General features: G+C 35.8%; 21 protein-coding genes. 4 read left to right on the plus strand and 17 right to left on the minus strand.

The genetic code is table 11. The annotated features are described in order from the left end of the window. Positions 1 to 72 precede the first annotated feature (72 nt). The 9 genes from AC4BBX_RS06550 to AC4BBX_RS06590 all read right to left on the minus strand — a co-directional run bounded on the left by AC4BBX_RS06550 (position 73) and on the right by AC4BBX_RS06590 (position 8,728). Positions 73 to 2,142 (minus strand): DNA topoisomerase III, encoded by a 2,070-nt coding sequence (locus AC4BBX_RS06550; protein WP_490455635.1) that lies wholly within the window; start codon positions 2,140 to 2,142, stop codon positions 73 to 75. After that, complete coding sequence (locus AC4BBX_RS06555) at positions 2,090 to 2,452, minus strand: DUF1033 family protein (RefSeq protein ID WP_490455636.1); 363 nt, start codon at positions 2,450 to 2,452, stop codon at positions 2,090 to 2,092. The genes AC4BBX_RS06550 and AC4BBX_RS06555 overlap by 53 nt, the downstream gene beginning before the upstream one ends. A 262-nt stretch (positions 2,453 to 2,714) precedes the next feature. Continuing rightward, complete coding sequence (locus AC4BBX_RS06560; RefSeq protein ID WP_490455637.1) at positions 2,715 to 2,999, minus strand: hypothetical protein; 285 nt, start codon at positions 2,997 to 2,999, stop codon at positions 2,715 to 2,717. 64 nt (positions 3,000 to 3,063) lie between these two features. Further along, the gene (locus tag AC4BBX_RS06565; RefSeq protein ID WP_490455638.1) at positions 3,064 to 3,390 is read right to left on the minus strand and encodes a MazG nucleotide pyrophosphohydrolase domain-containing protein; all 327 of its coding nucleotides are present in this window, start codon (positions 3,388 to 3,390) and stop codon (positions 3,064 to 3,066) included. Positions 3,391 to 3,659: 269 nt separating this feature from the next. Next, the gene (gene mnmA, locus AC4BBX_RS06570) at positions 3,660 to 4,781 is read right to left on the minus strand and encodes a tRNA 2-thiouridine(34) synthase MnmA (protein WP_490455639.1); all 1,122 of its coding nucleotides are present in this window, start codon (positions 4,779 to 4,781) and stop codon (positions 3,660 to 3,662) included. Positions 4,782 to 5,034: 253 nt separating this feature from the next. Beyond that, positions 5,035 to 5,376, minus strand: coding sequence for a DUF1831 domain-containing protein (locus AC4BBX_RS06575; RefSeq protein WP_490455640.1), 342 nt, complete (start codon positions 5,374 to 5,376; stop codon positions 5,035 to 5,037). A gap of 56 nt (positions 5,377 to 5,432) precedes the next feature. Further along, a complete protein-coding gene (locus AC4BBX_RS06580) occupies positions 5,433 to 6,575 on the minus strand; it encodes a cysteine desulfurase family protein (protein WP_490455641.1) in 1,143 nt (380 codons plus the stop codon). A 292-nt stretch (positions 6,576 to 6,867) separates the two neighbouring features. Next, positions 6,868 to 7,839, minus strand: a complete 972-nt coding sequence (locus tag AC4BBX_RS06585) for a ribose-phosphate diphosphokinase (RefSeq protein WP_490455642.1) — start codon at positions 7,837 to 7,839, stop codon at positions 6,868 to 6,870. A 346-nt stretch (positions 7,840 to 8,185) separates the two neighbouring features. Further along, positions 8,186 to 8,728 carry a C39 family peptidase gene (locus AC4BBX_RS06590; protein ID WP_490455643.1) on the minus strand — a complete coding sequence of 181 codons (543 nt, stop codon included), beginning with the start codon at positions 8,726 to 8,728 and terminating at the stop codon, positions 8,186 to 8,188. Between the two features lie 109 nt (positions 8,729 to 8,837). On the opposite strand from AC4BBX_RS06590, the gene AC4BBX_RS06595 reads away from it, so the two are divergent. Both AC4BBX_RS06595 and AC4BBX_RS06600 read left to right on the plus strand, forming a co-directional pair. After that, positions 8,838 to 10,742: a M13 family metallopeptidase gene (locus AC4BBX_RS06595; RefSeq protein WP_490455644.1), complete on the plus strand. Its 1,905-nt coding sequence runs from the start codon at positions 8,838 to 8,840 to the stop codon at positions 10,740 to 10,742. A gap of 256 nt (positions 10,743 to 10,998) precedes the next feature. Beyond that, entirely contained in the window at positions 10,999 to 11,259 is a 261-nt protein-coding gene (locus AC4BBX_RS06600; RefSeq protein ID WP_490455645.1) for a hypothetical protein, read from the plus strand. 212 nt (positions 11,260 to 11,471) lie between these two features. On the opposite strand, the gene AC4BBX_RS06605 is transcribed toward AC4BBX_RS06600, so the two are convergent. From AC4BBX_RS06605 to AC4BBX_RS06620, 4 genes are read right to left on the minus strand one after another with little or no spacing between them, the layout of a single operon-like run. After that, complete coding sequence (locus tag AC4BBX_RS06605) at positions 11,472 to 12,167, minus strand: 5'-methylthioadenosine/adenosylhomocysteine nucleosidase (RefSeq protein ID WP_490455646.1); 696 nt, start codon at positions 12,165 to 12,167, stop codon at positions 11,472 to 11,474. 31 nt (positions 12,168 to 12,198) lie between these two features. Continuing rightward, the gene (locus AC4BBX_RS06610; RefSeq protein ID WP_490455647.1) at positions 12,199 to 12,765 is read right to left on the minus strand and encodes a cysteine hydrolase family protein; all 567 of its coding nucleotides are present in this window, start codon (positions 12,763 to 12,765) and stop codon (positions 12,199 to 12,201) included. Positions 12,766 to 12,780: 15 nt separating this feature from the next. Continuing rightward, the gene (gene macP / locus AC4BBX_RS06615; protein ID WP_490455648.1) at positions 12,781 to 13,077 is read right to left on the minus strand and encodes a cell wall synthase accessory phosphoprotein MacP; all 297 of its coding nucleotides are present in this window, start codon (positions 13,075 to 13,077) and stop codon (positions 12,781 to 12,783) included. A gap of 2 nt (positions 13,078 to 13,079) precedes the next feature. Further along, positions 13,080 to 13,649 carry an NUDIX hydrolase gene (locus AC4BBX_RS06620; protein WP_490455649.1) on the minus strand — a complete coding sequence of 190 codons (570 nt, stop codon included), beginning with the start codon at positions 13,647 to 13,649 and terminating at the stop codon, positions 13,080 to 13,082. Between the two features lie 258 nt (positions 13,650 to 13,907). Between AC4BBX_RS06620 and AC4BBX_RS06625 the strand changes: the two genes are divergently transcribed. After that, positions 13,908 to 14,576, plus strand: a complete 669-nt coding sequence (locus AC4BBX_RS06625) for a 5-bromo-4-chloroindolyl phosphate hydrolysis family protein (RefSeq protein ID WP_490455650.1) — start codon at positions 13,908 to 13,910, stop codon at positions 14,574 to 14,576. A 66-nt stretch (positions 14,577 to 14,642) separates the two neighbouring features. Further along, positions 14,643 to 15,830: a toxic anion resistance protein gene (locus AC4BBX_RS06630; RefSeq protein ID WP_490455651.1), complete on the plus strand. Its 1,188-nt coding sequence runs from the start codon at positions 14,643 to 14,645 to the stop codon at positions 15,828 to 15,830. Positions 15,831 to 15,890: 60 nt separating this feature from the next. Here the strand turns inward: AC4BBX_RS06630 and AC4BBX_RS06635 are convergent, their stop codons facing one another. The 4 genes from AC4BBX_RS06635 to sapR all read right to left on the minus strand — a co-directional run bounded on the left by AC4BBX_RS06635 (position 15,891) and on the right by sapR (position 20,011). Then, complete coding sequence (locus AC4BBX_RS06635; RefSeq protein WP_490455652.1) at positions 15,891 to 17,273, minus strand: amino acid permease; 1,383 nt, start codon at positions 17,271 to 17,273, stop codon at positions 15,891 to 15,893. 27 nt (positions 17,274 to 17,300) lie between these two features. After that, positions 17,301 to 18,164 (minus strand): GRP family sugar transporter, encoded by an 864-nt coding sequence (locus AC4BBX_RS06640; protein WP_490455653.1) that lies wholly within the window; start codon positions 18,162 to 18,164, stop codon positions 17,301 to 17,303. Positions 18,165 to 18,261: 97 nt separating this feature from the next. Further along, the gene (gene sapS, locus AC4BBX_RS06645; RefSeq protein WP_490455654.1) at positions 18,262 to 19,287 is read right to left on the minus strand and encodes a two-component system sensor histidine kinase SapS; all 1,026 of its coding nucleotides are present in this window, start codon (positions 19,285 to 19,287) and stop codon (positions 18,262 to 18,264) included. A 49-nt stretch (positions 19,288 to 19,336) separates the two neighbouring features. Then, a complete protein-coding gene (sapR, locus tag AC4BBX_RS06650) occupies positions 19,337 to 20,011 on the minus strand; it encodes a two-component system response regulator SapR (RefSeq protein WP_490455655.1) in 675 nt (224 codons plus the stop codon). Positions 20,012 to 20,089 lie beyond the last annotated feature (78 nt).

A 20,089-nucleotide genomic window follows, 5' to 3' on the forward strand; every position in this document is an offset into this window, starting at 1 on the left:
ACACACTGTTTCATTAAAAAAATCCGAATCAGATAGTATGCTCCGTGACTGCATCTATTTGATTCGGATTTTTTATTGTTTTTCCATCGCTGCTTTTAACGCTGCTGCTAATGGGCTTTCTTGTGGTTCTTCTTGTTGGGTATATTTTTTCACCAAACGACGTTCTTCATGTTTGGTCATTTTTTTCTTACGTTCATTTTTAGTTGGTACTTTTTCGGTTGTCCCGTCAAATTTACAACGGAAAAATGCGCCATTCTTCCCTTCAATGATCTCCATTTTTTTATGACATTGCGGACAACGATGATTGGATAGTTTCGGATCTTTCCGACGTCGATAACTACAGTCATTACTAGAACAAACATAAATTTTACCGTCACGGGTATTTTTCTCACGCAACAGTTCGCCGCATTCGGGACATTTTTTCTGTGTTAATGAAAAATCTTGATATTTTTGTTCACTTTGTTTGATTTCAGTGACTAATTGTTTAGTGTCTTTCTCAATTTGTTGTAAGAAGGCTTGGCTAGAAAATTTCCCTTTAGCAATGGCTTCTAGTTCTCGTTCCCATTTTTCTGTTAGTTCTGGTGAAACAAGTGATGGATTGACTAATTCAAGTAATTGTTTTCCTTTAGGAGAAACTTGTAAACCACTTGGTGTACGTTCCATCAATTCGGATTTAATCAATTTTTCAATGATTTCTGCCCGAGTCGCAGGTGTACCCAAACTAAATTTTTCCATTTTCCCTAAAAGTGTTCCTTCATTTAAAGGTTTCGGTGGTGAAGTCAGTTCTTTTTTAATGGTAAAATTAGGAACAATCGTCATTCCCTCTTGCCAATTAACTGTTGCTTTGACTGCTTCTTGTTCTTTCCAACCTTGTTCGATGACTTTATTTTGAGTAAAGACAAATTGATATTCCCCAAAAGCTACAGTTGCTTTTTGTTGCACTTTTTTATGGGGCAAAGCAAACAGCATTAGGAATCGAGTGACAATCATATTGTAAATTTTTTGCTCATCACTACTTAATTTTGCATAATTGGCTCTTTGCTCTGTAGGTAGTAACGCATGGTGATCTGAAACTTTAGCATCATTAAAAACAGCTTTTTGTTGCACAACTGCTCCATTTTTTAGATACGATTTTACTTCTGGTGTAAAATCACTGACTGCCTGTAAACGTTCCTTCATCGTAGCTTTCATATCCTGTGTTAGATATTTACTATCTGTCCGTGGATAGGTCACAATCTTATGGATTTCGTATAAACTTTGAACGAGAGAAAGTGTCTTTTTCGCTGAAAAATTAAATCGCTGATTTGCTTCTCGTTGAATTTCGGTTAAATCATAGGGCAAAGGAGAAGTTTCTGTTTTTGTTTTTTCAACTACAGAAACGACTTTTCCATTATGATTCATTTGATTCACAATATTTTGAGCAGCTTCATGCTCTTTTAATTGCTGAGGATTTTTTTGAACCAAGCGAGCCTGTTCATTCCCTACTCCTAATTCAATGACATAGTAGGTTTGTGGACGGAAGGTCTCAATTTGGCGTTCTTGTTGGCGCACCAAAGCTAGTGTAGGAGTTTGTACTCGTCCTGCACTTAAATTATCTTGATATTTCACAGTTAATGCCCGCGTAACATTTAAGCCTACCAACCAGTCTGCCTTAGATCTGGCAATGGCTGAATGATACAGATTGTCGTATTCTTTAGCTGGTTTCAACTGAGCAAAGCCTGATTTAATTGCTTTGTCTGTTTGAGAAGAAATCCATAAACGTTTCACAGGTTTGTCAAAACGGACCCACTCTAAGATCCAGCGAGCCACTAGTTCGCCTTCTCTTCCAGCATCGGTGGCAATAACTGCTTCTGAAACATCTTTTCTTTGAGCCAATTGTTTAATCGCTTTTAATTGATGTCCCGTTTTTGGCAAAGGTTTAATTCCTAAGTTCTTAGGAATCATCGGTAAAGTTTCCATTTGCCACGTTTGCCATTCTTTATTAATATCTTCCGGCATTTTTAGGCCCAATAAATGACCAAGGGCCCAAGTAACAATTACTTTAGGACCTTCGTAGTAGTTTTTATGTTTTTGATTGGCTCCAAGCACCTTACTTAGATCTTTGGCAACGCTTGGCTTTTCCGCTAGAATTAGTTGTTTCATAAAATTCCCTTTCACTTTCAATTTTCAATGGCTGATAATTTTCTAACAAAGCTAACCCTACGTATTGTTGTAAAAATTCATCACATTCTTCACACCAGCGTTCTTCCTCTTCATTCCAAAACGCACAAAGGTAGTTAGGTTTTGCGTGGATGTACTGATACTTAGCACAAATAGTACGCCATTTGCTTTGATAAAATTTTTGGGCTTCTTCTAATGTAACAAAAGTTAGTTCTTCTTGAATGTCTGCTTGCCACTCTTCGAAAAACCACCAAGGTTCATTATCGCCATACATAGTTATTACTTGATACACACGGGACACGTCCTTCAAACTTCTTTTATTACCGTAATACTAGTTACTTTTTAAATAACTTTCAAGAAGTTAGCTTGTGAAAGGCACTGCTTATAATCACAAGGTGTCCATATATTCTATAAAAAAAGTATACCACAAGTAATAGAACTCGGGTATACCATGGGATATATAACGTTATCTTAATTTATTTCAATTTTTTTATCTTGTGAAATACTCTTTCAAATAAGAATTTTTCCTTCTTTTTTGTTAGTAGAATGCTATTTTACGGCATTGATTGCACAATAATTCCAATTAAAATTGTCACTACAAGTAGAAAGAACAAAAAGCCTGACAGAACTAAATATAGTCTTCTGGACAAATCTGGCATTTGATGGTGTTTACCTACTGAAAATAGATAACCACCTAATAAAATACCTGCTAACCAGAAAATATAAGTTCTTCTATACTCAAGGATTGGGGAATTCATCACCCAAAAAAACGTAAACACGATGGTCAAAAGTAACAATATAATCGCAAAAGTTGTATAAAGTTTGGCTTTTGTCTTCATAGTCTGTCTCTCCCTATAATATGAAAATTATCCAACCTCAGTGTCTAGGTTAACGTTGTAACACTTATTTCTCTTCTACCTGTAAAAATTCTTCCAAATTAGGCGTCCAATGATATTTCACAGATGCCAATTTGTCTTTTTCGATAATTACTTTACTCAAATCAATATCATGAACACTAGCAATTGCCAAAGTGTAATGTACAACATCTGCTAATTCTTTTGCTAAAGAGCTTTCTTCTGACAATGCTTTCCTACCTACTAGTTGATTCATCGCTTCGGCAGTTTCACCCATTTCTTCAACTAGCTTCATGAACAGAGATTCTTCAGAAACACGATTTTTATATTTCAAACTCAAATACTCTTGTAGCTTTTTCACCGTCAATTCCGACATGTTTCCACCCCTACTAAGAACTATTTTTGCTTACTCTAAATAAATTGTAGCAAATTTTTTTCCTAGTTTCTTTGGATTTTCCTTAATTTTCTATTTAAATTTAATGTAAAAAAGGCCTATGACCTAAGTAAAAACAAAAATATCCGAACATAATAGAATGAATGTCATCCATTCAAGGTGAACTTGCGATTCGGACCAACTGGACCACAAAAGCAATCTTCTATTCGGATATCTTGTTAAACTACTTATATCATAGACCTGTCTTTGAATTAAATATATTGTAAAACTTTTTCTGCTTTATAAGCATGATCGATTAAACCGCCACCAAGACATTCTTCGCCATCATAAAAAACAACAGCTTGTCCTGGAGTGATCGCACGAACGGGTTCATCAAAAATAACTTCTGCACGATGATCATCTAACAAACGTACAGTCACACCTGTATCTTGTTGACGATAACGGAATTTTGCAGTACAACGAAATTCTTTTGGTTTGTCTTCGTTTGTTGTAAAGTGGATTTCACTAGCATCTAAACGATCAGCATACAATGCTTCATGGTGGAAACCTTGTCCTACCAATAAGGTATTGGTTTCCAATTCTTTTCCTATTACAAACCAAGGTTCAGATGATTTTCCGCCACCACCAATGCCTAGACCTTGACGTTGGCCGATTGTATAGTACATCAAACCATCATGTTGACCTTTAACTTCACCATCTAAAGTAACCATGTTGCCTTTTTGTGCAGGCAAGTAATTACTCAAAAATTCTTTGAAGTTCTTTTCGCCAATAAAACATACACCAGTCGAATCTTTTTTCTTCGCTGTCGCCAGTCCCGCACGTTCAGCAATTTCTCTTACCTCTGGTTTTTCCATATGACCTAAAGGAAACATTGTTTTTGACAGTTGTTCTTGTGATAGTTGGCTTAAGAAATAGGTTTGATCTTTATTGTTATCTACTCCTCGCAACATATGAGACATACCCTTTTCATCACGCACAACTTGTGCATAATGACCGGTTGCAACATAGTCTGCACCTAAATCCATTGCGTAATCTAAAAAGGCTTTAAATTTAATTTCCTTGTTACACATCACGTCTGGGTTTGGTGTACGGCCTGCACGATATTCAGCTAAGAAATATTCGAATACACGATCCCAATATTCTTTCTCAAAGTTCACTGAATAATAAGGAATCCCAATTTGAGCCGCAACTTTTGCGACATCCTTATAATCTTCGGTTGCTGTACACACACCATTTTCGTCGGTATCATCCCAATTTTTCATAAAAATACCGATCACATCATACCCTTGTTCTTTCAACAAAAGCGCTGTTACTGACGAGTCCACCCCGCCACTCATTCCAACGACAACGCGAATCTTACTGTTGTCCGTCATGAATATCACCATCATTTCAATATAGATTCTGAAACATCCACGATTTGAAGGTCGCTACTTTTTCAGTATTTGCTATTATACAGTAGTTTGGCAAGAATTTCACGTTTGGGAGATTTTTTAGGAAAATATTGAAATTTGGTTGTAACAATTAAACTTAGCTCTTGCTAAAATAAAGATTTCTTTATTAAATTTGGTCGATAAAGAAGCAAAAAAAGCTGAATCAAAAGGAAATCCTTCTAATCCAGCTTTTTATTTATACTTTTTCAAATAATCCGCGGCTGATAAAGCCATCCATTAAGAAAAAGAATTTTTCTTGGAGTAAATCATTGTGTGTATCTTTAAAAATGTTCACTGCTTTTAAACCATTGGCAGTTGTTACCGACATTTTTAAGGTTTTAATTTCTTTATCGACTGTAATTTTCAGCTTAAAACCTTCATTGCTTTGTGGTGTTGCTTCTAGTGGACGAATCAATTGGAAGTTGCCACCTTTTGTTTCAGTAAAGCCATTATCTCTTAATGTATAACGTTTAGCTGATGGTGCTAAACGATAGCTTACTGGCGAACCTAGTACTGTACTTGTTTCTTGAAATGCCATTTTTTCACCCCGTCTATCTCATTTGTCTTTATTATAGCTAGTTATTTTCTGTTTGACTAGTCTCTTTGTAGTCGATGAATAGAAGAAATTAAGACGGCTACAAATTTTTCTACTTCTTCTTTGGTATTTCCATATCCAAAGCTAATCCGAATTGATTCATGAACAGCGGGTGCTTCTTTCCCATACATTGCTTCCAAGACATGAGAAGGTTCTACATTTCCTGCAGTACAAGCCGAACCTGTAGATACAGCGAATCCTTGTAAATCCAAGTGCATCAACAAACGATCACTAGGGATGCCAACAAGATGGAGATTCAAGATATGAGCTAATTTGTTTTCTGAATCACCATTCAGTCGAAAATCAATTTCTTCTTTAGTCAGTGCTTCAATAATTAATTCAACAAAATCCACAGATTCCTTTTGATTGGCTTCTTGGACATCTGCGGACAATTCACTAATCGCCTGTGCCATTCCACAAATAGCTGGTAAGTTCTCCGTCCCTGCTCGACGCTTTTCTTCTTGCTCTCCACCGTGAAGGAAACTTGGAAGTTTAATACCATCCTTTTTATAAAGAAAACCGACTCCTTTTGGTCCGTTGATTTTATGTCCGGAAACAGTCAATAAATCAACCTTTAACTCAACCGGAGAAAAAGGGATTTTCCCATAGGCTTGCACGGCATCTGTATGGAAAACAGCTGGATGATTCTCTAAAAGCTCACCGATTTTTTTAATCGGTAAAAGATTACCAATTTCATTATTGGCCAACATAATAGATACCAAAATAGTATCTTCTCGTAAGACTTGAGCTACATCCTCAACTGTAAGCTGACCTTTCTCATTTACTGGTAAATAAGTGATATCAAAGCCTTGCGCTTCTAAGTAAGCCATTGTTTTTAAAACCGCTGGATGTTCAATAGCGGTAGTAATAATATGTTTGCCTGTATGTTCTTGACCAAATGCTACACCAAGAATCGCAGTATTGTCGCCTTCTGTTCCTCCACTATTAAAAATTATTTCATGAGGTTTTGCTTGAATACTGTTCGCAATTATTTGTCGGGCATTTTCTAAATGTTCATGGGCCTTCCGACCATATTGATGAATACTTGACGGATTACCCGGTACTTCTAACATAATTTGACTCATTTTTTCAACGACATCTGGTCGCATAGGCGTCGTTGCTGCGTGATCAAAATAGGTCATTCTCTCGCCTCGTTCCTAGTTTTAATAAACTGATTATAACAAAATTGTCAAAAAAAGTTACGCTTCAAAGTTCAAATTGAATGATTGTAAAATCTCCAAAGCCAGGTTTTTCTAAAAACTCAATATTAAATAATAAAACGCAATTATTGAAAGCTACAAACTATCTAATAGCAATACTATTGATTTTGGACAGATACAGGCTGAAATTTTCAAATGATAGATAGAGCTTAACTAAAAATACCAGTCAAAGAAGATGCAAGGTGCGCACAACTTTGACTGGTTCCTGTCTATCTTATACGTATCTTTCGTCACTTAGTTTAAACAAAGGACTCATTGGTGTATTTTCATGAATGCGTTTAACTGCTTCACCCATTAATTTTGAGCAAGTTATATAAGTTAAAATATCTGGATGACGATCTTCTGATGTTAAGCATGAGTCTGTCACACAAAGATCAACAATTGGTGCCGCATTTAAAACTTCTCTAGCTGGTGGTGATAATAAGGCATGAGAGGCACAAGCATAAACTTCTTTCGCTCCTGCTTCTTTTAGTAAAGTCGCTGCTTTGGCAAAAGTATGTCCGGTATTTAAAATATCATCAATCATAATACACGTTTTACCAGCCACATCACCAATCACATAACCACCATCTTCAAGAGATTCGTCTTGATCAACAATTGCTAAAGTTGTATTTAGATATTCTGCTAAGCTTCTTGAACGTCTCACACCACTATTTTTAGGAGAAACGATAACATAATCATCTCCCTCCATTCCTTTTTCTTGGTAATAGTGGGCGAATAAAGGCACGGTAAATAAATTATCAACGGGAACATCAAAGAATCCTTGGACCTGTACTGCATGTAAATCAAGTGTTAGCACACGAGTAACTCCTGCTTCTACTAACATGTTGGCAATTAACTTCGCTGTAATTGGTTCATGAGGTTTAGCTGTCCGATCCTGACGAGCATAAGCGTAGTAAGGTAATACCACGTTAATCGTAGATGCACTGGCACGTTTCATCGCATCAATCATAATCATTAATTCCATATAATAGTCATTTACAGGTTGATTTGTTGATTGAATAATGTAAATATGCGCACCACGAACACTCTCTTCGATACTGATAGCAATCTCACCATCGCTAAACTTTTTGATGGCACATCTTCCTAGTTCAGTTCCGAATTCTTTAGCAATTTTTTCTGCTAAGGGCACATTTCCATTCAAACTAAAAATTTTCAACGATTCATCGTGATATTTTTTAACCATATGATCCTCCAATAATTTTTTTCCATTTTAACATATTCCATAGCCATAGTTTACCACAAGCCTTGTAAAATAGGGAATAATTGAAGACACTTACAAAATAATTTTCTAAAAAAATATTTTCTTTACTTGTCTTAAAAAAATCAATATCTACTTTTTTTACATTTGATATATCATCAAAAACATCTAAAATCCCTTTATAAATCTCTGTTTTTACCCAACTTCAATTCATTTACTTCAATAAGAAGATTATCCTTTTTCGTTATCAAATTAAATCAAAAATGCCATGTTTCGTAATTCTTTACGATTCTTGGCATTTTTAGTTTCTTCTATAGTACTTACTAGACTTCTATGGCAACGATATTGTTCCATTAATCCACTTGACTGGAATAACTTTGTTATAATTTCCCCAATTGTCGTGAACTTTTAAATAGCGTTGTCCCATGCTGGTCTCCATATAACCATATGCAGTTACCCAGTGATTGCCATAGGTGCTTCCTAATATTTTGGCGACACCTACAATGACTGGTTTGCCTTGATCGATTCGTTTCACAATTCTTTGCCAACCGCCAAACATCGTCATTCTAGCTCTTGAAGGATAGCCCACATGATCAAAATAAGAGGATAAACCATGAGACACCTGCCATGCGATTGTCGGCAAGCCCATCGGTTGGATAAATAATTGTAGAAAATGTGCTAAGGTCTCTTTCTTGCGACTTTTTTTAGTCCGAATATACGTTGGAATGATTCTTTCATCAATGTAATCCTGATAATAAGCTAATAATACTGCCGCTGCATTAGTCCCACATAGATAGCCCTTAGGAGTAGTCCATGTACGGTAAGCTAAAAAACGTTCTTCTTGTAGTTCAATCCATTGGTCTTTTATTTCCATTGAAATTTTCTCCTTTTCATTGATTTTTATTCAAACTATTTTTACATTTCCATCATTGCTTGTTTGTACTAACTGTATCATAATAAAAGTAGGAAATGGAGTGAAAAGAATGACAGATTTAAGAAAACAAGATTTTTACGAACATGTAAATGGCGAATGGCTGAAAACTGCGGTTATTCCTGCGGACAAACCAGCAACGGGTGGTTTTCAAGATTTAGTGGAGGGCATTGACCAACTACTTATCAAAGAACTAAATCAGATGGCAACTGGGGAGAAAGAAATTCCGGCAGGCCGAATGAAAGATGCTGTTGCTTTTTATCAAATGGCGAAAGATTATGAAACACGCAATCAGCTAGCTCATCAACCGATTCAAGATTTATTAACACGTATTGTGGAGTTAGATTCTTTTGCAGACTTAAACTCACAATTAGTCGACTGGATTAAAGAAGGCTTACCATTACCTTTTAGTTTTTTTGTGATGGCAGATATGAAAAATGCCCAACAAAACACTTTATACTTAGACCCAACTTCTTTAATTTTGCCTGATAAAACCTATTATGAAGATGGACATGAAAAAGCAGAAGAATTATTGCAAGTCTTCTTCGATATGACTGTACAGATTTTACAGCAATTTGGACATACTAAACCAGAAGCTGAAACAATTGCTGAACAAGCCTTAGCTTTTGATCGAGCATTAGCACCTCACGTCAAAAGTGCAGAAGAAAGTGCTGATTATACCAAGATTTATAACCCTCGTTCATTAGAAGAAGTCGCAAACTATTCTGATGAAATTGACTTTAAAGCGGCCATTGCCGGTCTAGTCAACTTATCTGTTGAAGAAGTGATCGTTTCTGAACCAGATTATTTTGAAGCATTGGCAACTTTTGTGAATAATGACTATTTGCCATTATTGAAAAGCTGGATGTATATTCAAACCGTGCTAACTTACACCAACTATTTAAGTGAAGAATTACGTCAATTAGGTGGTACTTATCGTCGTTACCTTTCTGGAATCGATGAAGCAATGCCTGCGGAAAAAGCTGCCTTCTATTTAACTTTAGGTGAGTTTGGTCAAGTGATTGGTCTGTATTATGGACAAACTTACTTTGGTGAAGAAGCGAAAAAAGATGTACAACATATGGTAAAAAATATCGTAGACGTTTACAAAGAACGCCTTGAAACTAAAGAATGGTTAAGTCCGGCAACTCGCGAAAAAGCGGTGTTAAAATTAAATAAAATCGGTGTTCATGTCGGCTATCCTGACAAAATCCCAGCTGTGTATGATTTATTCATTACTAAAACAACAGAAGCAGGCGGTTCGCTAGTTGAAAATGTTCGTCACTTCTCACGTTTAGCTAGAGAAGCTCGTTTTGCAAAATTCAAACAACCTGTGGATCGTGATGAATGGAGTATGGCTGCTTGTACAGTCAATGCTTATTATAGTGGAATGATGAATGTGATTGTTTTCCCAGCAGCTATCTTGCAAGCTCCTTTTTATAGTGTGGAGCAACACTCAAGTGCTAATTATGGCGGAATTGGTGCAGTTATCGCTCATGAAATTTCACATGCCTTTGATAACAACGGAGCAAAATTTGATGAATTTGGTAACCTAAACAACTGGTGGACAGAGGAAGATCTAGCACATTTCGATCGTTTAGCTGAAGATATGATTGCTGAATTTGATGGATTGGAAATTGCTGGTGGTAAAGTCAATGGTAAACTAACCGTTTCTGAAAATATTGCCGATGCAGGTGGTTTAAGCTGTGCTTTAGAAGCCGCTAAAAAAGAAGCCGATGTTTCTCTAGATGATTTCTTTACTAACTGGGCAAAAATTTGGCGGACAAAAGCCAAAGAACAATACCAACAACTCTTATTAGCAGTTGATGTTCATGGTCCAGCCAAATTACGTGCCAATATTCAATTACAAAACTTAGCTGATTTCCACGCTACTTATGATATTCAACAGAGCGATGAAATGTATCGCGCTCCTGAAGATCGCGTAGAGATTTGGTAAGTAATTAAAAATACATCCCTTCATGAAATGTGCAAATACTGGCGTTACATGAAGGGATGTACTTTTTTGGTGTTTATTAAAAAAATCTTAAGGAAATCATCTAATCCCTATTATATCAACCTTGAAAAAATTTCATAGAAAAATAACTACTGTCAAACGTACATAAATCGGTTAACCTTTTGATGCACGCGCTTACTTTTCTTTGTACTATAAGTAAATACAATAAAATCGATACACAAAAAAGGAGGAAGATTATATGAAAAATCCAACGAAGAAAATTGAAATACAAAAAAGAACGCTATTTCTTCTGTGTTCAACAATCGTCGTTTTGCTTATACGGATAGGTACGGATGCAGTACTTCAATCTAAGGTAAAAGATAGCATGGATTTAGAATATCGAGTTTTAGTAGATCAAAGTTTTGAAAACTTACTTTTTGATGGCTCTACTGAAACTGGTAAAGAAATGTTTCAAGAATATGAAACATTTTTCGGCGATACCTTTAATGAAGAAAGATAGTTACAGCAATATACGGTAATTAAAAATCCGAATGGCGAGCGACTACTCATTCCTACAACCCCTGGTACAGTCAATCATCAGTTGTATATTCAAGACGTCAAAGTGCTTGATGCAGATAAATCCAAAGAGTAAATTTACCAAAATAAAAAGTAGAATCTCACAGTTAAGATTCTACTTTTTATTTAATAACTATTTCCTTTGCATAAAGCTGACTATTCCACCGCTTCCACAAAAGCTAGAACCATTTCAGCTGAACGTTTACCTGCTTCTTCAATGAATTCATCAAAAGAAACTGTTGCTTCTTGATTGGCAGTGTCACTCATCGCTCGGACAACTAGAAATGGTACATTAAATTGTCTAGCAGTTTGAGCAATTGCAGCTCCTTCCATTTCACAAGCCAAAGCTTCTGGGAAATGGCTCAAAATTTCTTTAATTTTTTCTGATGAACTGATGAAAGAATCGCCAGTCACAATTAAACCTTTTTTGACTTGATGTCCTGTTTTTTTCGCAGCTTTTTCAACAGCCGCAAGTAATTTTTCATCCGCTTCATAATATAAAGGCATTCCCGCTGGTAGTTGTCCATACAAATAACCAAAGGCTGTCACATCAACATCATAATAAGCTAGCTTATCGGATACTACCAAATCGCCCACAGCTAATCCAGAGCCAATTCCACCGGCAGACCCTGTGTTAATAATCGCATCAACTTCGTATTGTTGAATCAACAGACTCGTTGTGATTGAAGATAAGACTTTGCCGATTCCTGATTGCACCACAATAACTTCATGGTCTGCGTAATTTCCCGAATAGAAAGTCGCCCCTGCCATTTTCCAAGTCTGAATATCTTGTAAATTTTGTTTCAACACTTCTACTTCTTGTGCCATAGCACCAATAATTCCAATTTTCACTTTATTGTTTCCCTCCAGATGATCGTTTGATCTATAGTTTGTTCTCTGCTAAAGCTTGAAGAAAGTCTTTCGTATTCAGGACTGTGGCAAATTCATCATGCAATGTTGCTAATGAAATATCATGAATCAGTTCTGGATCCAGTTTTTTACCGTGATGATCTTGCAATGTAAAAGCTGCCGTCGCATCAGAAATCAAATAGGTTTGATAACCTAAATTGCCACTCATTCTTGTAGTGGTCGAGACACAATGAGGGGTTGTTAATCCTACAATTACAATCCTTTGAATTTCTTTTTCTTGTAAGTAATCATGTAAATCCGTTCCAATAAAAGCACTGTTTACTTGTTTGGTTATTCGTTTCTCTCCCTCAATTGGTGCGACAATTGATTTGATTTTAAATCCCTCGCCATATTCGTAAAAAAGTGAATCGGTTGAGTGCGAATGATGTTGGATATGAATAATTTCCCAAGCTTTTTGCCGGCAACTTGCTAAAATTTTTCGCATTTTTTCTTCTGCTTGAGGATTATTCCGAGTGCCCCACTTGGGATGTTCAAAAGCCTTTTGAACATCAATTAAAATCAAAGCATTTTGAGTTGACATTAAATCCCTCCAGTTTTATAAAAAGAAGATTGCCAGACCGACAATGACTAGTAATAAAGACACAATTAAAATTCCTTTCCACAAAAAAGAATTCATCCTTTGAGATCGTTGTCTTTCCAAAGTTCGAGATTGAGTAACCGGCTTATTTTTTTTGGATTCTTTTCGATAGAATCGATCAATTTTCTTTTCTTCTTGTTGAAATTCCCGTTCTGATTCTTTGTGTAAAATTTGACGATTACGTTCGCTTGCGGCCTCTTCCACTGCTTTTCGTCTACGAATTTCCGAGCGAGTAACTAATGGTTTTTTTGCCAATGTTAATCCCTCCCTTGAGCCAATAATAACTCCCAATATTGAATAGCAAAAATCGTTTTGGCATCACAGATTGTTTTTTCTTTGATCGCATTTTTTGCTTCTTCTAGTGTATATTCATAAACTTCCAAAACTTCATCTTCATCTTGCGACAAAGGATTCTCGACTTTTTTGATATTTTTTGCGTGATACACATGTAGAAGTTCATTCGCAAATCCCGGAGATAGATACATGGAAGCTAAATGTTCTAGACTTTCGGCACGATAACCAGTTTCTTCTTCTAATTCTCTTCCTCCAGTTTCCTCAGGATGTTGTCCCTCACCTGGATCAATTTTGCCTGCTGGAATTTCTAGAATAACTTGTTCCAAAGGCTTTCTAAATTGTTTGACTAAAACTATTTTATTTTCAGGAGTCAAAGCAAGTACACCTACTCCTCCAGGATGAAAAACTAATTCTCTCTGAGCCGTACCACCGTCTGGCAATTGTACTTCATCTAAGGCTACATCAATAATTTTCCCGTGAAAAATTTCTTGTCTACTAATTGTTTTTTCTTCAAAGTCTTCATAATGAAGCATTTTGTCACCCTACTTTCTTTTTTCATTATGCTTTAGTTTACCATATCCACTTATAAATTTCCTAAGTCCTAAGATAGAGATTTTGTTGATATTTTTGTAAAAGCGAAGAGATTTTTAGATTTCTTATAATTTTCCTAAATTCAAAAAATCCACCGCAAGTCCGATTCTTTTATTGTTCTTAACATGATAGAATAAATCCATAGACAACAAGAACAATTAAATACTCTTGTCCAGTAGAAATCTAGGAGGAAAAAATAGATGAAAAATTCAAAATGGCTAAAAATATTGCTTTGGACTATTGGAATTTTGGTATTGATTTCTTTAGCAAATGAGCACTTCTCGATAGTCTTACTAATCGGTGGTGCCTTGTTAGTACTTTATGGATTTAAAGGAAAACCTGCGACTAAAGATCGAAATACCAATACCTTACCTAATTTATCCAAAAAACGAGAACAGAGCTACTTAGAAAGCGGCATGTCTCCTCGTGAAATTGATTTTTTCCGTGAAACATTAAATCATGCGAAAAAACAAATCGAGCAATTACAACAAAATATTAATAGTAACTCAAAATTAAAAGCGATTGATTTACGTCACGATACCATTCGTGCTGCAAAAGCTTTATTTAAAGAATTAGTAAAAGAACCTACTCGCTTAAATGAAGCTAGTCATTTCCTTTATACCCATTTACCAAATATGGTTGATCTTACTAATAAGTTCATTGAAATTAACAACCATGAAATTAAAAGTCGTGAAACCTATGAAAAAATCGAAGAAAGTATTCAAATTATCGATCAAATGGCCTCTTTAATTGCTAAAGACTACCAAAAATTTGTGTCCGATGATTTAGATGACTTAGATGTAGAGCTATCCATTGCCAAACGTAGTATAAAAAGAGATAATGATTATAACAAACATGAAGTGAGATAAAAGACCTCTTTTGTCTCACTTCTCTCGAATAAAAATAGCTAATTTACCCAAAGGAGGACTCTCTATATGACAGACTTACCAAAAAACGAAGCAAATGATACGTTAGAAGATTTATTAAGTGATCCTTTTGCACCTAATTTAGACTCATTAACCTCAACACAACAACAAGAGATTTCTGCACTACATGCACAAAAACAAGCACCACGCTTATTGGACCAACTATCTGAAACACGTCAACAACAAGCTAAAGAATTAGCTGCCAAAATTGATGCGACCGATCAGCAAGCCGTGATTACATATGGTGCTGCAGCACAAACTAAGTTGAGTGACTTTTCTCAATCGATGCTGACTCACGTACAAGCGGCTGACATTGGACCTGTTGGAGATTCATTAACAGAATTAATGTACCGTTTACAAGAAGCCAATCCTGACGATTTACGTGCAGGAGAAGGCAATATTTTCAAACGCATGTTTGGCAAAGTCAAACAATCTATTTTCGAAATTACAGCGAAATACCAAAAAATTGGTGCACAAATTGATAAAGTTGCGGTCAAACTAGAAAAAGAAAAAGATGGTTTACTAAAAGACAATATGATGTTGGAACAACTTTATCATAAGAACAAAGACTATTTTGATGCCTTAAATGTTTACATTGCTGCAGGTGAAATCAAAATGGATGAACTACAAACTTCTATTATTCCCGAAGCTTTAGAAAAGGCTCGTGAAACGGGTGACCAAATGGATGTGCAAATTGCCAACGATTTTTCACAATTTTTAGATCGTTTGGATAAAAGAACTCATGATTTGCGTTTAGCACGTCAAATTACCATTCAACAAGCCCCACAAATTCGTTTGATTCAAAATACAAACCAAGCATTGGCTGAAAAAATCCATGCTTCGATTAATACGGCGATTCCGTTATGGAAAAACCAAGTAGTAATCGCTTTGACTTTATTACGTCAAAAGGATGCAGCCACTGCCCAACGCCAAGTTTCTGAAACAACGAATGATTTATTACGTAAGAATTCAGAAATGTTGAAGGTTTCTGCTATTGAAACGGCTCGTGAAAATGAACGTGGAATTGTTGATATTGAAACCCTTCAAAAAACCCAAAACGACTTGGTGGAAACTATTCAAGAAACCTTGCGTATCCAACAAGAAGGTAAAGAAAAACGTCGCAATGCCGAACTTGAACTTGGTGTGATGGAAGAAGATTTAAAACAACGATTGTTAGAAATTACAGGACAACAATAAAAGAGATCCGAACAATAAGAACGGCTTTATTACTGCCCTTCTATTTTGTTCGGATCTTTATCATTTCCGCTCTTTATTTAAGTGACTATGACGATAACCATAACCAAAATAGATAAGTAGTCCTAAAACAGTAGCAATTCCAAAAACAATCCACGTCACTCTTTGTAATCGAGTCATCAAAAATCCACAAGCTATGATCGATACTAAAGGTAGTATCGGTACCCAAGGCATTTTGAATTCCCCTTCCCTTGGTTGTCCAAATTTTCTTCTAATTTGAATAATACCGCCAGAAACCATAATTAAGCAAGCTAACGCAGTCATATTTGTTAATTCCGCTAAAATATTCATTGGAAATGCGGCTGCAAAAAATAAGGCAATCCCACCTACCACATAAGTTGCATTTCTAGGAGTTCGGTGTTTGCTATCAATTTTCCGTAAAAAACTTGGCAATAAACCATCTTTACTAATAGCGTAAACTAAACGTGCCAATGAATAAAGCATAGAAATAGATACCGTTAATAAGGTCATAATTGCTCCTACAGATACAATCGAACCAATAATTGACTTATCAATATAACGCATCGCAAAAGCAACTGGATCACTAATTCCTAATTGATCAAAAGGAACAATTCCGGTTAAAATTAGCGTAACAACACTGTATAAGGCTGTTACTAACAACAACGAACCAATGATTCCTCGGGGAATATTCTTTTGTGGTTCTTCCACTTCATCCACCGCCATTGAAATAGCATCAAATCCTAAAAAGGCAAAAAACACTAAGGCTGCACCATCAAAGACACCTTTCATTCCAAAAGGCATAAAATTTTGCCAATTAGTTGGTTGGACAAAGAAAATCCCTACCACGACAAACAAAGCAATAATTGCAAACTTAATCCAAACCATCGCATTGTTTAAACGTAAAGCTTTTTTCGCTTCTTGGCTCACCCAAAAAGTGATAAAAATCATAACCATGGCAGCAATCAAGTCCACATAGGTTCCTTTTTCTGGATTGTAACCTGCTGTTAAGGCAGTTGGTAAATAAATACCGACACTACCTAAGAATCCTTGAACATAACCTGACCAACCAGAAGCCACTGAGGACACAGCAAGAAGATATTCACAAATTAAAAACCAGCCTGCCATCCATGCACTTAACTCGCCAAAGACTACATACATATAACCATACGGTCCACCAGAAACGGGAATTCTTGAAGCAAATTCTGCAAAACTAAATCCACTTAAAATCACAACAAAAGCTGCAACAATGAAGGATAGACTTAATGCTGGTCCCGCATATTCCGCAGCAGCTTGGCCTGTAACAACAAAGATTCCTGTGCCTATACAAGCCCCAATTCCTAACATAATCAAATCTTTTAGTTTTAGTTCTTTTTTTAAAGCACTAGGTTCACTTTTTTTAAAAGATTTTTTCCTAAATATGTTCATTCCATCTCCAACTTATCTTAAATTTCTTTATGCTTTCAGATAGCCTAGAAGTAAGCCACCTAAGATAACCAATAAACTACCTACGATTACCCCTCGCAATTCTTTTTTGGTTTTTGTTTCTCCTAATAAAAAGATTCCTCCCAAAGTAGAAATGATAATTCCCATTTGTGATAGTGAGAAGCCAATTGCTAAACCAATATTTTGAACCGAAATCAACATACAGATATTACCAATCCCCCAAAGTAAACCTGACCACATATTTTTCCAGACATATCGATCTATCGTAACTTTACGAAGGGACATTAAGCTTGCCCCAACAATCATTCCAATACTTTGAGGCAAAATGATAGCTAATGGGTCTAACTCAGCCCAAGTAATCACAATCGTATAAGCTCCATAGCCCAAAGTTGAAATGACTAAAGCACGTAATCCTTTGCTAAAATCAAATAATTTTGCATGATTTTCCTGTGATTTATTGGGATCTTGACGTGCTGTCAAATACGCACCAGAGACTAGGAAGAACAAAGCCAATGTTCCAAATATAAAGTCTCTTGTTTGGGTCCATTCATGAAAAAAGATCGCCCCAGCAATAGTATTTAAAAATAATTGCATGCCTGTTGACATTGGCAAACCAACTGACACCCCTAAATATTTCATTCCGTGAAATTGACCGTTCTGTCCTACAGTCCAAAATAAACCTGACAAAAAACCGATAAGCACAATCCACCAAGTTAAAGCAGGTTGAATTACCAAGTACACCATTAGTGAAAAAAGAAAAGCTCCTATTGTCATTCCTAAGGTTTGTTGATTAGCATCCCCACCAATCTTTCCACTTACTAAGCCAATACTTCCCCAAGCAAACATGGGAATTAAAGCAATTAAAATCGTCATTCATTCGTCTCCAATCTCGTTTATTCTTAAAATCCTTTGTTCGTCTATCAATCGCTACTTTCTAAACAAGTTTTCCTTCGAAAAAAAAGAAAAAGTTTTAGCGTTCCTCTTCATAATAACTTAACATGGGGAAAAACAAGGTCATTTTGCTTCCTTGACCTTCCGTCGATTTCGCATATAATTTTACTCCCAATTGTTTTGCTAAATTTTTAGCTAAATACAAGCCTAAACCAGTTGAGTGAATCTCGTCATTTCGGCCATTGTTTCCTGTAAAACCTTTATCAAAAATTCGTCGCATATCTTCTTTGGGAATACCAATGCCATTGTCTTCAATTTCCAGTTGTACCCCTTTACGCTTTTTAGAAATTCGAATCATAATTTGACCATTTTCTGGAGTGTATTTAATACCATTACTTAATAACTGTCGAAAAATAAAACCAATCCATTTACCGTCTGTAAGAACTTGCTGATCCTCTCCTTCAATGGAGAAGTGAATATTTTTTTGGATGAAATAATTGGCTTGACTGCGTAATACCGGCTGAATAATTTGTTTTAATGAATTTTCACGAATTAAATAGTCTTTACTAAAACTATCTAAGCGTGCTACATACAACACTTGATCTACATATTCATCCATGCGTAATAGCTCGTTTTCCATAGCAATAAATTTGTCATCTTCAATATCAAATTCAATGGAACGCAACAATAATTGCATGGCTGCCAGTGGTACTTTAATTTCATGAACCCAAGAATCAATATAATCTTTTTGTTCTTCTTGACTTGTCAAAACCTCTTGCATCGTCTCTTGATGTTCAAAAATGATTTGGTTGATAAATTCTTGGTACAAGCGTTCCTCTTCATTTCTAGCGATAGAAAGGGGCTGTTGCAAGACACTATCACCCTCTTTGTAAGTCAATTCATTCCACCAGCGCTTTTTACTGTAATAGTGAATCGCCACAATAATGCCAAAAATAACTGCTTGAGTCAAGACTAAATACCCCAAAGTTCCAACACTCAAATCGACATCTGGAGTCAGCCAAATAATAAAGGCGGTCATGACAACAAAAAGAAACCAACCAATGAACATCCACCATTGATCCTTTAAATACTTCCAAATATTCATAGGTTCCCTCCTAATCACATACAAGATTTTATTCCCTAATCACTTTAGCTTAAGGAACAATATATCCCTGTCCGACTTTTGTTTCGATATAACCTTTCACACCTGCTTGCTCAATTTTTCGACGCAAGCGATTAATATTTACCGTTAAGGTATTATCATCGACAAAACGTTCATCATCCCATAAAGCACGCAGCAGTTTTTCTCGACTTAAAATTTTCCCGTGATTTTTCATCAGAATATATAATAAACGGTATTCATTTTTACTCAAATCTATTAATTCACCATTCACGTCAACACTACCATTTTCTACATTCAATACCAAATTATTGTGGGTAATTGTCTCATTGTTGTTCTCAGCGTAATTATAAGAACGGCGTAATAAGGCATTAATTTTTGCGACTAATACATCTAAATCAAAGGGTTTAGTGACAAAATCATCCGCTCCCATATTCATCGCCATAATCATATCCATATTGGTGTTTCGACTAGAAATAAAAATAATCGGTACTTTAGAAATTTCGCGAATTTTTTGACACCAATAATAACCATCAAAAACCGGTAGATTAATATCTAACAAAACTAATTGGGGTTCTTGTTCTTCGACATTTAATAAGACTTGATGAAAATCAGTCGTTCCAAATGTTTCAAATTGCCACTTCTCCAATTCTTCCATGATTAATTGACGAATGACAATCTCATCTTCTACAACCATAATCTTTGCCATAACAAACTCACTCCTCTTGTTCGTTTCATATCCTATATGTATCCATGAAGCTGATTGTTAGACAAACAACTACTATTA

Source organism: Enterococcus sp. AMC1157 (assembly GCF_058216555.1).